Source organism: Gelidibacter sp., assembly GCF_053579655.1.
In genome coordinates, this window is the sequence record NZ_JBMDWE010000019.1 from 1 (window position 1) to 15,345 (window position 15,345).

The 15,345-nt window shown below is 35.8% G+C and carries 13 protein-coding genes; 12 read left to right on the forward strand and 1 reads right to left on the reverse strand.

The window, feature by feature from the left end; genetic code table 11:
- Positions 1 to 233 precede the first annotated feature (233 nt).
- Positions 234 to 1,139 (reverse strand): helix-turn-helix transcriptional regulator, encoded by a 906-nt coding sequence (locus ACOH2D_RS10705; RefSeq protein ID WP_449535213.1) that lies wholly within the window; start codon positions 1,137 to 1,139, stop codon positions 234 to 236.
- A 151-nt stretch (positions 1,140 to 1,290) separates the two neighbouring features.
- Here ACOH2D_RS10705 and ACOH2D_RS10710 point away from each other — a divergent pair, with 151 nt between their 5' ends.
- The 12 genes from ACOH2D_RS10710 to ACOH2D_RS10765 all read left to right on the forward strand — a co-directional run bounded on the left by ACOH2D_RS10710 (position 1,291) and on the right by ACOH2D_RS10765 (position 14,774).
- A complete protein-coding gene (locus ACOH2D_RS10710; protein WP_449535214.1) occupies positions 1,291 to 2,373 on the forward strand; it encodes a hypothetical protein in 1,083 nt (360 codons plus the stop codon).
- A 47-nt stretch (positions 2,374 to 2,420) separates the two neighbouring features.
- Positions 2,421 to 3,050: a hypothetical protein gene (locus tag ACOH2D_RS10715; protein WP_449535215.1), complete on the forward strand. Its 630-nt coding sequence runs from the start codon at positions 2,421 to 2,423 to the stop codon at positions 3,048 to 3,050.
- A gap of 333 nt (positions 3,051 to 3,383) precedes the next feature.
- Positions 3,384 to 5,864 carry a type I restriction-modification system subunit M gene (locus tag ACOH2D_RS10720; RefSeq protein WP_449535216.1) on the forward strand — a complete coding sequence of 827 codons (2,481 nt, stop codon included), beginning with the start codon at positions 3,384 to 3,386 and terminating at the stop codon, positions 5,862 to 5,864.
- Positions 5,858 to 7,027 (forward strand): restriction endonuclease subunit S, encoded by a 1,170-nt coding sequence (locus ACOH2D_RS10725; RefSeq protein WP_449535217.1) that lies wholly within the window; start codon positions 5,858 to 5,860, stop codon positions 7,025 to 7,027. Before ACOH2D_RS10720 ends, ACOH2D_RS10725 begins: the two co-directional genes overlap by 7 nt.
- Before the next feature lie 254 nt (positions 7,028 to 7,281).
- Positions 7,282 to 8,061: a hypothetical protein gene (locus ACOH2D_RS10730; RefSeq protein WP_449535218.1), complete on the forward strand. Its 780-nt coding sequence runs from the start codon at positions 7,282 to 7,284 to the stop codon at positions 8,059 to 8,061.
- A 144-nt stretch (positions 8,062 to 8,205) separates the two neighbouring features.
- On the forward strand, positions 8,206 to 8,823 hold the full coding sequence (locus ACOH2D_RS10735; RefSeq protein ID WP_449535219.1) for a transposase: 618 nt from the start codon (positions 8,206 to 8,208) through the stop codon (positions 8,821 to 8,823).
- Between the two features lie 51 nt (positions 8,824 to 8,874).
- Complete coding sequence (locus ACOH2D_RS10740) at positions 8,875 to 11,925, forward strand: type I restriction endonuclease subunit R (RefSeq protein ID WP_449535220.1); 3,051 nt, start codon at positions 8,875 to 8,877, stop codon at positions 11,923 to 11,925.
- Position 11,926: 1 nt separating this feature from the next.
- A complete protein-coding gene (locus tag ACOH2D_RS10745; protein ID WP_449535221.1) occupies positions 11,927 to 12,622 on the forward strand; it encodes a M48 family metallopeptidase in 696 nt (231 codons plus the stop codon).
- 48 nt (positions 12,623 to 12,670) lie between these two features.
- Positions 12,671 to 12,862: a hypothetical protein gene (locus tag ACOH2D_RS10750; RefSeq protein WP_348035058.1), complete on the forward strand. Its 192-nt coding sequence runs from the start codon at positions 12,671 to 12,673 to the stop codon at positions 12,860 to 12,862.
- A gap of 14 nt (positions 12,863 to 12,876) precedes the next feature.
- Positions 12,877 to 13,014: a Fic family protein gene (locus ACOH2D_RS10755; protein WP_449535256.1), complete on the forward strand. Its 138-nt coding sequence runs from the start codon at positions 12,877 to 12,879 to the stop codon at positions 13,012 to 13,014.
- Between the two features lie 189 nt (positions 13,015 to 13,203).
- Positions 13,204 to 13,347 (forward strand): hypothetical protein, encoded by a 144-nt coding sequence (locus ACOH2D_RS10760; RefSeq protein WP_348035057.1) that lies wholly within the window; start codon positions 13,204 to 13,206, stop codon positions 13,345 to 13,347.
- Positions 13,348 to 13,754: 407 nt separating this feature from the next.
- Positions 13,755 to 14,774, forward strand: coding sequence for a serine hydrolase domain-containing protein (locus ACOH2D_RS10765; protein WP_449535222.1), 1,020 nt, complete (start codon positions 13,755 to 13,757; stop codon positions 14,772 to 14,774).
- Positions 14,775 to 15,345: the final 571 nt, after the last annotated feature.

The following is a 15,345-nucleotide window of genomic DNA, read 5'->3' on the forward strand; positions in this document are numbered from 1 at the left end:
AAAATTTACGATATACGATTTTGGATTTACGATGTGTGATTGTTGATTTTTGATTGATGACTGCTAATTACAAAAGTTGATGACTATTTTTGACAATGAAAATTTACGATATACGATTTTGGATTTACGATGTGTGATTGTTGATTTTTGATTTTTGATTGATGATTGATGACTGCTAATTCAGACTAAAGAACAGAATGGTCATAGATTGTTTCAGAAAATCACAATCCGTATTAGTTATACAGTCCATACATTTCACTAACATGTTTTTTTACTTTATCTCTAAACCATTCTGGTTTTACGACCTCCACCATATTACCCAGTTTCAAAATTTGCATTTCAAATTCGTAATTAGGTTTCAGTTTATAAGTAACTGTTCCCCAGTCGTTGGAGCCATCGATACAGATTTGAGATTTATGAATAGGTAAACTGCGCAAGTATTTGATCTGGTTGTTGTGTGCTCTCAGCTCAATATTTTCTAGTGTGGTTTCGGTATAATTTAAGCCTACCACGTCGTCATATTGCTTTAACTGCTCTTGGAAATTTTCGAGTATTAGTGCATTCTTGTTTTCTATTTTAAGATCAGATAGTCTATCAATACCAAAATTTCGGATGTCATTTTCTCCATCAGCCACTGCAATTAAATACCAGCGATTTGCATATTCCTTAAGGCATAATGGAGAAACGGTGTATTCCTTTTTTGTTCCCCCGTAATAATTTTCCTTTAGGAATGTGAGCTTATGATTTATAGAAATCGCATGAATCAATTTCTCGAAATGTTGTACGCCATCAAATCCAGAACTATCTTCAGGAAGTATCCATTTTTGAAATGATTTATAATCTTTAATGCCGCTTTCGTACACCTCCGCCATTGCGGCAAATTTGGCAAACTTGAAAAACTGATTCAAGGCCTCTTCGTTCTCTTGGACACTATAGCCAAGTGTAGTATAGTTATACTGGATTGAAATACCAAAGTCCGACTCCAAAATACTCTTATCACGTTCAAATGTACGTTCGGAAACATCTACATCATAATCATTGCCCAAACGTTCTAAGAGGTTTTTCTTAGTGATGTCTGGATAGGACTTAATCAGCTGTGCAATACAATTTAATCGCTTGAGAACTTTATAATTGGCCATAGTTGATATTTATTTCAAAAATAGAAGAACAGAAGAATAAAACAAGCTGTTCACATTAATTTTAAAGCTGTTTTTTTAGTACGACATCATTTGGCGAAGTCAGTTCCTTTATTTGTATAACATTAGGAAAAACTAAATTTTAAATACTATTATGAAAAATGATTACTTACTCCAAAAAGAATTTACCAAGTGGTTACAGTTACAAATCGAGACCCTAAGTTTGACGCCTCATTTTTACAGTTCTCAAATAAGTAAACTTTATAAAATCAATTTGTTTGGTTATGGTAGTAGATGTATATGGGATGCCTTAGAAAATGAAATTAGTTGTAATAATTATGGTGGCATTGAAGAAATAATTTTGGAGGTACTAGATAAAATGGAGCAATTAGCATTTCAAAACGACTTAAACGTAACTATTATAGAGTTGGAAGGATTGCGGATTGGGTTGTTAAAATACAGGATGTTTCTTCATCATTATATAGCTGTTCGCAATTCAAATTATAAAAGTAGAAAGCGTACTTCCCATTATTTATCTGAATCAAAACAAGTGCGATTACAAGCATTATTTAATAGCGGCACAAGCTACTCCATACCGATCTATCATGATGTTTATACTTATAATGAACCTCAAATTGACACTTTTTGGAAACAGCTTTTAACAGTGTTTGCACTTAAAAAAGTCGAATCCACAGAAGACCATTTGATATTGAATTATGCTTTAGAAACTTTAATCGTAAAAAGGTGCGATGATAAGAATTTAGAAGTTGTGGACGGAGGAAACTCTTTAATCCTGATTTCCATTTTGAGGCATGTGCTTGCAGAAATTTCAGATAGTAAGAATATATCTGAAATTAAAACTAGAAATCCTTCTCAATTGCTCACATTCCAAACGGGATTAAATGATCAAAAAATGTTTGAGGTAATGGTGAATAATGGCATCATTGTGAATGCGACGACGGCCAACACCATAAGTAAGGGCACCTCTTATCAATTGGAAGAACTTGGTCTAAATGAAGGATATCATTTTTTGCAAACTGCGTTTCGTTTTGTGCAATTAATAGAGATGTCAAAAAATCCACAATTCGACTATTATATTGAAGAATTAGATGTTTTTATAGCCAATGTTTTTGAAACCATGAGCATAAATTGCAAACAGCTAGATTTTGAGCATAGCGACAAAACCTATTTAAATCAGAATATTATTCTATTGGAAAATATTATGGAGTGGTTGTAATAGAATTTAAATATATAGCGAAAATGAAGATAACAAAAATCAATACTATGAATACTAACATTTATTATCTAGTAGAATCCAAATATTGGCGCAGAGAAGTTCCGAATATTCATGATGAAATTTCAATTGGAGTACCAACTTATACGGATATAGCAGAAACGAAAACGAGATTTAAAAACACCAATTCGATTTTGGCTAGAGCGAATGCTTTTAAACATTATTTCAGCATTTTGGATGTGTTATACGATGGGTTAGGGAAGGAGCAAAGCACCGATGCGCAAGCACGAATCGATTTACAAACTTACCTCGATTCTGGTAATGCCATAGAACTTGGGAATGCGGCCAAATTTAAATCCTCTCCTGACTTTGACAAAGGGATTGAAATATATGTGGTTATCGAAAATCTGTCGCAAAAATCTGTAGAGAAATTCTTAATTCACGGCATCCGTTATCTGGAGTATCCAGATCGGTTAGATCCGGGGATACAGGAATCTCTTCAAGGTCTGATTAAGGAATACAGCTACTATACAGAAAATGGATTGGCGTTAAAGCAGCATGTAGAAGATTTAAATTTGGAAACTGTTGGAGGTAAAGAGGTTTCTATAATTAAAACGCCTTTTAACTGGCAAAAGCTGTTATTGGACTATAAGGGGTTTGATTTGTGTGAGGTGTGGTAGGTTATTATACATGAATAATTAATGGGGATTGAAGTTTAAGTGAAGCGTGAAAAATATGTAACTCACTTGGGAAGGCTCCGAAGTACCATTTTTTAATTGCCTTTCAACCTTATGTTCGAATTCTTATAATTAATTCCGATATTGGCAACAACATCATGAAATCAAGGAGGAACAATATACTTCTTCCTTGGCTTCTTGTTTCATTTTTTGCCAAATTTCAAGTTGTATTGATGTCGTATAGGTCTGAGAATTAGTAGATAAGAGATGAGGGGAGTATAGTGATGCAATTTAAAAGTAAAGATTAGATACCGTTATAGGTTACAAAACACATTTATGGCAATAAAGAAAACAGAATTATACCGCTCACTTTGGGCAAGTTGTGATGAATTACGTGGCGGCATGGACGCCTCTCAATACAAAGATTACGTACTCACGATGTTATTTGTGAAGTACATTTCAGATAAAGCAAAACAAGACCAAGACTTCGCCATCGAAATTCCAGAAGGTGCTTCTTTTGATGATATGGTCAACTTGATTGGAAATACCGAGATTGGAGATAAAATCAACAAAGAAATTCTAAATCCGATCAAAGAAGCCAATGGACTGAATGATTTTCCTGATTTTAATGATGAAAACAAATTAGGAAAAGGAAAAGATTTGGTAGATACCGTCTCAAACTTGGTACGTATTTTTAATGATGACGCTTTAGATTTCTCTAAAAACTCAGCTGAAGGCGATGATATTTTAGGTGATGCCTACGAATATTTAATGCGTCATTTTGCTACAGAATCTGGAAAATCAAAAGGACAATTTTATACTCCGGCTGAAGTTTCTCGCATTTTGGCCAAAGTCATCGGCATTACGTTTAACAATGCCACAACGCAAACTACAGCTTATGACCCAACATGCGGTTCAGGATCGTTGTTGTTGAAAGTAGCCAACGAAGCCGGAAAGTCTATTACCCTCTACGGACAAGAAAAAGAAACTACCACCGCCAACTTAGCACACATGAACATGATTTTGCATGGTGCAGAAACAGCAGAAATAGTAGCGGATAATACTTTGACACGTCCTGCTTACAAAGAACAGGATGGCAGTCTGAAGCGTTTTGATTATGTAGTTGCCAATCCGCCGTTTTCATTGAAGAGTTGGAGCAATGGTGTGAATATAGAAAGTGATGAGTACAACCGTTTTGAATTGGGTGTGCCGCCTGAGAAAAATGGCGATTATGCCTTCTTACTGCATATTCTACAATCCATGAAGAAAACAGGAAAAGCAGCCGTGGTATTACCACATGGTGTTTTGTTTCGTGGAAATGCAGAAGGCGAAATACGTAAAAACGTCTTAAAGAAAGGGTACATCAAAGGGATAATTGGGTTGCCAGCCAACTTGTTTTATGGTACGGGTATTCCTGCCTGTATTATTGTGTTGGACAAAGAAAATGCCGAACATCGCAAAGGCATCTTTATGATAGATGCCAGCAAAGGCTTTTTAAAAGATGGCAATAAAAACCGTTTGCGTGAACAAGATTTACGAAAGATTACGGATGTGTTTACCGATATGCAAGAAGTATCTAAGTACAGCCGCATGGTACCGATGAGTGAAATTGCAGATGCCAAAAACGACTATAACTTAAATATTCCTCGGTATATCGATACCCAAGAAGCCGAAGATGTCCAAGACTTATTGGCGCATTTGCAAGGTGGGATTCCTGTGCGTGATTTGGAAGCGATGCAAACCTATTGGAATGTCTATCCAAATCTTAAAAATGATTTATTCTCTCCTTTGCGTGAGGGCTATATGCAGTTGAATGTAGAATTGGGTGCCATCAAAAACACCATTTTTAAACATCATGAATTTAAAGAATTTAATGCCATTTTAGACGTCACTTATCATTCATGGTTGGGGAAACAAATGCAGGTTTGGGAACACATGGCAGAACATGTGAACGGCAAAGAACTCATTGCCGAAATGAGCGAAAGTCTGTTGCAAGCTTTTGAAAACAATAGTTTGGTAGAAGCTTATGATTTGTACCAGTACCTGATGAGTTATTGGCAAGAAGTGATGCAAGACGATGTGTACTCCATTTCTTTAGACGGTTGGAAAGCTGGAAACGAATGGCAGCGAACCGTGATCAAAGGAAAGAAAGGAAAAGACGGCAAACCCGGAAAAGATAAGGAAGTTGCAGGATTGGCTGGTATAGTAGGCCGGATGATCTCACCTGAATTAATTAGCGAAGTGTATTTCAAATCTATTTTAAATAAGATAGAAGAAGCGCAGCAAACAACCGAAAGTAGTCAATCTCTTTTGATAGAAATTGAAGAAGAGCAAAGTGGTGACGAGGGATTATTTGCCGATTTAGATAAAGTAAATGCCACCGAAGTTGGTAAGTTATACAAGCTAAAACAGAAGGAAGAACTAGCGATGGCTGCCGAGCCTAGCGCTTCATATGGCAATAAGGAATCACTAAGCGAAATGGAAATTTTGAAGAACTATATGGATGCCACCGATGACATCAAGAAATCGAATGCAACGATAAAAGCATTACAAGCGAAGTTAGAAAAAGAAGTCATTGCCCAATACGCAAAACTGAGCGAAGCCGATATCAAAGACTTGGTATTGAACCACAAATGGGAAGCCCATTTATTATCCACTTTACACCAAGAACAAGATAAAATCTCACAAGGCTTGACCCAGCACATTCATGCCTTGGCAGAACGCTATGCGACGACTTTACCGGAATTGGAAGCTGAACTTGCTAAAGCCTCAGAAAAAGTATCGTCTCATCTTCAAAAAATGGGATTGGTATGGTAAAGGAAAATAAGATGCAGGAAACGGAGATTGGTTTGATTCCGGAGGATTGGGAGGTGAAGAAACTAGACGAAATTGCCTCATTGAAACGGGGAAAGTTTACCCCACGTCCAAGAAATAATCCGATCTATTATGGTGGCAACATTCCCTTTGTTCAGACTGGTGACGTTACAAATTCTAATGGAAAAATTGTTGACTATTCACAAACGTTAAATGAAAAAGGTTTAGCGGTTAGTACATTATTTAAGAAGGGTACTATTTTGATGACTATAGCCGCAAATATTGGTTATACTGGAATTTTACAAATTAATATGGCTTGTCCTGACAGCTTGGTTTCTATAGATGGCTTTGACTGCATCAACAACAATTTTCTTAATTATTATTTAAGTTTTAGTAGAGAAAGATTAGATAGTCTAGCAACATCAGGTGCTCAAAAGAATTTGAACATTGAGTTACTTTCTCCTTTTTTAGTTCCCCTTCCACCCCTTGCCGAGCAAGAAGCCATTGCAGCGGCATTAAGTGATTGCGATGCGTGGATTGATAGCATCGAACAGCTTTTAGCGAAAAAACGCCTCATCAAACAAGGTGCGATGCAGGAATTGTTGATGCCTAGGGAGGATTGGGAAGTGAAAGAGTTAGGTGAGATCTCAGAAATAGTTATGGGACAATCTCCATTGTCTATTTATTATAACAAAAATGGAATTGGACTTCCGTTAGTGCAAGGAAATGCTGATATCGAAAATAGAAAAACAATTGTTAGAAATTATACTTCTCAAATCACGAAAAGAGGAAGAGTAGGAGATATAATTATGTCTGTCAGAGCACCAGTTGGAGAGATAGCATTAGGAACTTTTGATTCTTGTTTAGGAAGAGGTGTCTGTGCAATCAGATATCAAAACGATTATCTATATCACTATTTAATTTATTCAGAAAATTTATGGGGTCAGTTTTCTACAGGTTCAACATTTGATAGCGTGAATTCAAGTCAGGTTAATCAATTTGAAATTAATATTCCAAAATCTCTTACCGAGCAAACCCGCATCGCCACCATCTTATCGGATATGGATTTAGAAATCGAAGCCTTAGAGCAAAAACTCAACAAAGCCCGCCAAATCAAACAAGGCATGATGCAGGAATTGTTGACGGGGCGGGTGCGGTTGGTTTAAATGAATTTGAAATGGACATGTTTTGGCGTGTTGGGATTTATATTTGGAGGGATAGAAATTTTAATAAAATAGCAACAGTGTATGTCAATAGATAGAAGGTTTCTTTAAGATAATAACATGTTTAATTATTCTAAATCGTCTTACTTTCAATAAAAAATTGGATATATACATTTAAAAAATAAGAATATAAAAGGGCTCTATACGGATAGAGTCTTTTTTATAAGTAATTAACTAAAATTTAAAAACATTAAATTATGGCAACATTTGAAGGGAGTTTAAAGGAATTTAACGATTTCGTAGGTCCTGTAGCAAGAAATATTGTATGCAATTTATCAAGAAAACATAAGCAAAAAACAACTTGTCGACATGAAGGTTGCAATAAACGAAAACCCTTAGAAGCAGCACATATTAAAGGGAAGGAAAGACCAGTAATCATAGGAGAGATTTTGAAATCATTTCAAAAAGATGATGATCTGTTTTTAGTCGATTTAAATATATTCAAAGCTGAATTTATCAAGGCACATACTCCAATTGAGGATGTTATATTACCGATGTGTAAAGAGCACCATATGGAATATGATAAGAAAGAACAAATTGATTCAGAATATCCTATAATATTAGATGAATTTGAAACAGAAGATGGGGATCGTTCGTATACTGAAGAAGAGCTTACTATTCTTGAAAAGAAGGATTTTGAATTATTAAATAAAACAATTCAGAAATCTCTTTTAAATACAGTGAAAGATGAGGTAAGTGGGAAATATGGTATCAATAAATCTCAGATTGCCTTTTCAAGAATTTCTGAATCAAATGGTCTATGGAATTTTGATATTAATAAGCAAAAGTTTGAAAAAGATTTTGCGTTTATATTTTATAATCAAATCACAAAGAAGTTTAATGTTGGTTTAATTAAGGGAAATACACTTGTTGTAAATAATTTTTCAGAAAAAAATGACGATGTTATTCGCTTTTTTGTAAATGAAGATTTAAAGGATCGGTCAGGGTTTGATTTTAATAAATATTTGGTTGAATAAATAAAAGTATAACTATAGATATTGTTGGTTGGAACGGTTGGGATTGGTGTTGCAAGGAAGAATGTGCAGATAGAGTTCGTTGATCTATTAAATGTTGTATTTGAACGTGATAGTTATGATAAATAATCATTAGATTTGGGTTAAATGGCCAAATATCAAAATAAATACCGCAGCGAATCTGCCCGTGCCACCTGGTGGCATTACGGATGGGCCGGGGCGTATTTTATTACCATTTGCACCGGAAATAGGGATCATTATTTTGGGGAGATCATTTCTGAAAAATCGAATAAAATGATTTTGTCCAATTGCGGTGTTTTGGCCGATATTTTCTGGCACGAAATAAAAAACCATGCCAAAAATGTGGAATTGGGTGCATTTGTGGTGATGCCCAATCATATTCATGGGATATTGATATTGACGACGGATTCCGTTGTAGGGACAGGGCGCGACGTTGTAGGGACAGGGCATGCCCTGTCCCTACAATCACCACCACCACCACAACCACCACCACAAACGTTAAACGAAATTCCAAATAAATCCATTGCCCAAAACCGTTTTCAAAATCAGGGAAAAAACACTATTTCATCGATTGTTGGGTCGTACAAATCTGCCGTAACAAAACACGCCAACCGTTTGGGGTTTGAATTTGGATGGCAAACGAGATTTCACGACCACATAATTCGTAATGATGCCGAATATCAACGCATCAATAATTATATAGAATCCAATATTGACAATTGGAAAAACGATAAATTTTTTTAAGATAAATTTTAGATACAGGGCACGCCTTGCATCTAATTATAATTATGCCAAATGATCAACCCAATAGAACGTATTACCCAAAAGCGCATCGTCCAATTGTTCAAAGAACAATTAGGATATTCTTATTATGGCAATTGGGAAGATCGCCCGAACAACAGTAATGTCGAAGCAACATACCTCAGAAGATTTTTGCAAAAGCAAGGTTATACAAATACGTTGGTTGAGAAAGCGATTTCTGAAGTCACACAATTGGCTACCTCCAATGCCGGAAATTTATATGACCGCAACCAAAAGATGTACAATTTGTTGCGTTATGGTGTAAAAGCACGTCCGGAATTGGGAGAGCAATTTGAAACCATTTTCCCAATAGATTGGAAAAATTGGGATAATAATGAATTTGGGATTGCAGAGGAAGTGACCTTAAATAACAAACAACATAATCGACGTCCTGATATTGTGCTGTACATTAACGGCATTGCTTTTGGAGTTTTAGAACTCAAGCGAGGCACAGTTGATATTGCAGAAAGTGTTCGTCAGAATATCTCGAATCAGCAGGAAGTGTTCTCACAAGGGTTTTTCACTACCATTCAAATGATTTTGGCGGGGAATAATACCCAAGGTTTACGTTATGGGACAATAGAAACTCCAGAGAAATATTATTTGGCTTGGAAGGAAGATGAACTAGATAATGAAGATTACAAATTAGATAAATACCTGAAGAAGTTATGTGAGCGATCACGAGTCATTGACATATTATACAACGGTATTATCTACGATGCAGGTGTAAAGAAATTGCCACGTCCGCATCAGTATTTCGGTTTGAAAGCTGCTCAAGATTTTGTGAAGCGAAGAGAGGGTGGGATTATTTGGCATACTCAAGGCTCAGGAAAATCCTTAATGATGGTCATGCTCGGGAAATGGATATTGGAAAACATTCCAAATTCGCGAATTGTCATTCTAACGGATCGTACGGAATTGGATGATCAAATTGAGCGTGTATTTAATGATGTTGGCGAAACAGATATAGCAAAAACAAAATCTGGTAAAGAGTTGATGCATTATTTGCAAGCTTCTAAACCACGATTAATTTGTTCTTTAATCCATAAGTTTGGCAATAAAAATGAAACCGATTTTGAGGCGTTTATTAAGGAGTTAAAAGACAATCCGATACAAACCCAAGGGGAGATTTTCGTTTTTATTGATGAATGTCACCGTACCCAAAGTGGAAAGTTAAATCAGGCGATGAAAGCCATATTACATACGGCTGTTTTTATTGGTTATACAGGAACTCCACTTTTGAAAGTCGATAAAAAAACAACGATGGATGTGTTTGGTCGTTACATTCACACTTATAAATTTAATGAGGCTGTAGCCGATGGTGTTGTAAAAGACTTGATGTATGAAGGCCGCAAAATTGAGCAGAATCTCACTTCGCAGTCAAAAGTAGATCAATGGTTTGATGCGAAAACAAAAGGACTGAATGATTTCCAACGCAATGAGCTGAAGAAGAAGTGGGGCACGATGCAAAATGTATTGAGTTCCAAAGGGCGCATGGAAAAAATTGTCGCTGATATTGTCGTTGACTTTAGTACCAAAACACGTTTAGCTAGTCAAAATGGGAATGCAATTTTGGTAGCAGGAAGTATTTACGAAGCGGCAAAATATTACAATCTTTTTCTACAAACGGAATTTAAAGGGAAATGCGCAATTGTGACTTCATATAATCCAAATGCAAGTGATATTTCTTTAGAAGATACAGGAGCGACAACAGACACCGATAAAGAGTTTATTTATAAAATCTATACGAAATTATTAAAAAATGTAAGTCCGAAAGGAAATAAATCCAAGACAGAAACCTACGAGTCAGATGTAAAAGAGTTGTTCAGAAAGCAACCAGCACGAATGAAGTTGTTGATTGTGGTTTCTAAATTATTAACCGGATTTGATGCGCCGCCTTGTAGTTATATCTATATCGATAAAAAGATGCAAGATCATACGTTGTTTCAAGCCATTTGCCGTGTGAACCGTTTGGATACAGATGATAAAGATTATGGATATATCATCGATTATATGGAGTTGTTTGGCCAAGTGACCGATGCTATTGATGTTTATACTTCCGAATTGGATAGCGAAGGTTTTTCGAACGATGAAGTTTCCATTCAGCTAAAAGACCGATTGAAAGTAGCGGCTGATCGATTGGAAGTCGCTTTGGAGACCTTAGAAGCTTTGTGCGAAAATGTGCCTTTACCAAAGTCAGATTTAGATTTCATCAAATATTTCTGTGGAAATACAGAGATTCCAGAAGATCTAAAATCTCGTGAATATAAGCGAATGGCTTTGTATAAGACGATTGTTGAATACATTCGTGCGTATGCAAATATGACCACAGATTTTGAGCTAGCAGGCTATAATAATAAACAAATTAAACACTTCAAGGATCGACTGGATTTCTATTTAAATGTCCGTGAAGTCATTCGTATTGCCAGCAATGAAACTATTGATTTAAAAGTTTATGAAGCCGATATGCGCTTCTTGTTGGATACGTACATCCGAGCAGATGAATCTGAAGTCATCTCTCCTTTTGAAGATATTTCTTTATTGGATTTGATGGAAACGGATATGGATGAAGCGATTGATGCCTTACCGGACTCAGTTAAAGGAAATAAGGAAGCTGTAGCCGAAGTGATTGAAAACAATGTGAGAAGTAAAATTGTAGAAGATCATTTACTCGATCCAAAATATTTTGATGAAATGTCTGTTTTATTAACAGAACTAATAGAATCACGAAAACGAGCAGCAATTAGCTATCAGGAATATTTAATCCGAATGGCCGAATTAGTGCGTTCAGTAAATAGAGGACAGAAGGATGATATTCCTAAATCAATTAATACCAAAGGTAAAGTTGCATTGTACCACACTCTGGAAGACGAGGCATTAGCATTGGCTTGTGATTATGAGGTGCAATACGCCAAACAGGAAGGATTTAGAGATAATTTAATGAAACAGCGCAAAGTAAAAAACGCCATCAAACGAGTTATTGAAGATGAAGATTTGGTAGAACAAATTTATCAAATTATTGAACAACATAAAGAAGATTATTAAAATGCAAACTACGCATTTAACCATAGGCAATGTTGAAGTGGAAGTGAAGTTCAAGCCTATTAAAAACCTACATTTAAGCGTGCATCCACCGTATGGAAAGGTAACAGTGTCCTCTCCAGAGTTTTTTGATTTGGAGAAAATTCGGGTGTATTTGATTACCAAATTGGCGTGGATAAAACGGGAACAGAAAAAGATCATTCATCAAGAAAGAGAAGGTGAGAAGTTGTTCATCACGCGAGAAAGCCATTACTTTTTAGGAAAACGTTATTTATTAGAATTTAAAGAATCTACTGCCAATAAAATAATTTTAAAACACAGTCACATTGAATTGTATGCCAAACCAGAGGCTTCAGTGGATGCTAAAAGGAAAGTGCTATACGACTGGTATCGGAAAGAATTAAGGTCGCAAATCGCTATTCTTATCCAAAATTATGCCGCGGTTATAAATCTTCCCTTACCTGAATTTGGCATCCGAATTATGAAAACCAAGTGGGGAAGTTGTACCACTGAAAGTAGAAAGCTTTGGTTTAATATAGAGCTGGCTAAAAAACCCATAGAATGTATCGAATACATTGTCGTTCATGAAATGGTGCATTTGATAGAGCGGAATCACAACAAGAATTTCATCATTATGATGGATCGTTATTTGCCTAATTGGCGTACTCAGAAGAATGTTTTGAATGAGTTGCCGATTTAATGGTTTAGGCTAATCGCTTTATATTAAAGATATTATAAAGGTTTTTCTATGCCTAGAAACAAAGAACTCATGCGCATTTTTAAGGACTTGGATTTGGTGGAGCAATTAGGATCTGAAATTCCTAGAATTCTTCAAGCGTATCCTAAAGATTGCTTTCAGTTTTCATATAATTTTTTAAGGATTACAAGGCCATCAGTTCAAGATACCCCTCAAGTCTCCCCCAAGTTGAAGAATTTCTAAAAGTATTTACTGGAATTCATAATAGAAGTGAATTACAAGAAAAATTAGGGTTAACAGATAGGGGAAATTTCAGAATAAACTATTTAAATCCGTCGATTGAGATGGGGCTAGTATCACTTACGATTCCCGATAAACCTACCAGACATAAATAGAAGTGTTATTTAACAGAGAAAGGGAAAGCATTTATTCAACTATGATTTATACCGAATTTATAGTATAGTCTTTAAAAATAAAATGGTTCTTCAATTGTGGATTATGTGCCATGCTTGTTCACAATAAATGACTGTTCATGAATAATGAACATACTAAAAAAGTGAACAAAGTGTTCAACATGAGATCAAATGTTGCATTTAATTTTTGCACTGCGTCAAGAAATGGAATCTTTTGAAGGCTTGGGAATTGATTACGAAGAAAAGGCTTTTTATGATATTTTAATTGCGGTAAGAGAACAATTCCAATTTGAATATCCTGATGATAAAACTTAGGAGTTGGCAAAAGTAATTAAGGCCTATTTTGACATTAAGGAAGAAAAAAGTAAAGTAAAACAGAGTAAAAGAAAATTTTAGAAATGTAGGTTTTTAAAATATAATCCTAGCAATGGGACAAAATTATTGCATCGGAAAGTAAATTCTGTTTCTACACTTTGGTTTATAAACCATATTTTTGATTTTTTTTATACAAAATCAATAAGATTATGATCCATAAAAATCACCTTCTGTTTTTTCTTCTGTTAACTTTAGGTACCCTAATACTATCCGCACAAGAATGTCAAAGTCTTGATCTAAGAGAGGCTCAGAATGAAATAGCAATTATTCCTGGGGAAACCATGGGGCAAAAACTTGAAAGTCTGCTCTTTTGGACGCAAGAGGAAAAAGATCGACGCTTCCCTATCATGCACGAAATTTTTCCAAGTATTCAGGTTTCTAAAGGTATTCGAAGTGCTGCTTTTCAAGTAGAGCAAAATCTTACTCCTAAGTGGCAAGATAAAACTACTGTGGCGTCCTATATGGAGGACAATCATATTCAAGGCATAATTGTGCTTCAAGACAATAAAATAAGGCTGGAGGCGTATGCAAATGGTGTAGATGAATCAACTCTTTGGACCTCTTTCTCCGTTGCAAAATCAGTTTCCTCTATGTTGTTGGGCGTCGCTCTAAAAGAGGGTGCTATTGGCAGTTTAGATGATGCTCTAGAAAATTATATCCCCGAGTTTAAAGGTCAAGATTACGGGAAAGTAACTGTGCGTCAATTATTAACCATGACCTCAGGCATTGCTTGGAACGAAGATTATGAAGATGCAAACTCAGATGTAGCACAGATGTATCAAGCTCCTTGTCAAGGCACAGAGGCTCATATTTTGACTTATATGAAATCTTTAAAGTTTGCCCATGCCCCTGGAACCCATTGGAATTACAGCACAGGTGAAACGGATTTGATCGGTATTTTAATTCAAAAAGCTACTGGAAAAAGTTTAGCGGAATATCTCTCTGAAAAGATCTGGAAACCTTGGGGAATGGAACATTGTGCCTATTGGCTGGCCGATGAGTGTAGCAACTTAAACATTGGAGGCAGTGGGCTTTCAGCTAGTTTAAGAGATTATGCTCGCTTGGGAACGCTGATGTTAAAGGAAGGTAAACTCGGAGATGAGAGCATCTTTTCTGAGGAATATATAGATAATGCTAAATCCCTCCTATATGAAGTCAACGATGAAGGCGGGGGGTATGGGTATTTGTGGTGGCGGAATAATAATGGTAGCTACGCGGCAGTTGGAATTTTTGGTCAGATGCTATATGTGGATCCAGCTAAAAATCTAGTTATTGCTCAAATTGCAGCTTGGCCTAAAGCGGGTTCTAAAGAACTCACACAACGAAGACAGGCTTTTATCGATGCCGTTCAACGCGTGATTGATTAAAGTGAGACTACCCCAAAAAAGTAACACTAATTAAAATCACGTCCGATTGTTGTTTAATGACTCCAAAACAAGTTTTCAACACTTATGACCAATACGGAGATGAATAGCTTCGTGTTTAATTATTAGAAATAACTATTGACTGGCAAAAGAACCAAGACCACTCTGTTGGTAGAACATAAAATATAGACTTGTGTCGTAAAGCACTTAAAACGTTGGTCTTATAATTTAGAAGCAAGTCTAAATGCACATTTTTCATAAGCTTTTCTAATAAAAACAAAAGAATTGCATAGTTGAACAAAACGTTAAAAACCTCTAGTTATAAAAGGTTGCCCGAAGTAGTTCAAGTTTTTTCTATCTGTTTAAAACGGTAACTTTCCTTGATTTTTCTCTTTTACGGGATAGGACGAGCAAATTAAACCATCCATAGATGAAGAAAGACGCCATTCGTCTAAATTCATAAAGGCATATATGGACAAACTTGGTTGACGTTAAAGGTAAAGATGGTTTTAGTTGAAGTAAGTCTTCCAATTTTTTAAAGCATATTAAGGAGCATTGTCCTTTCTAGCAGAGA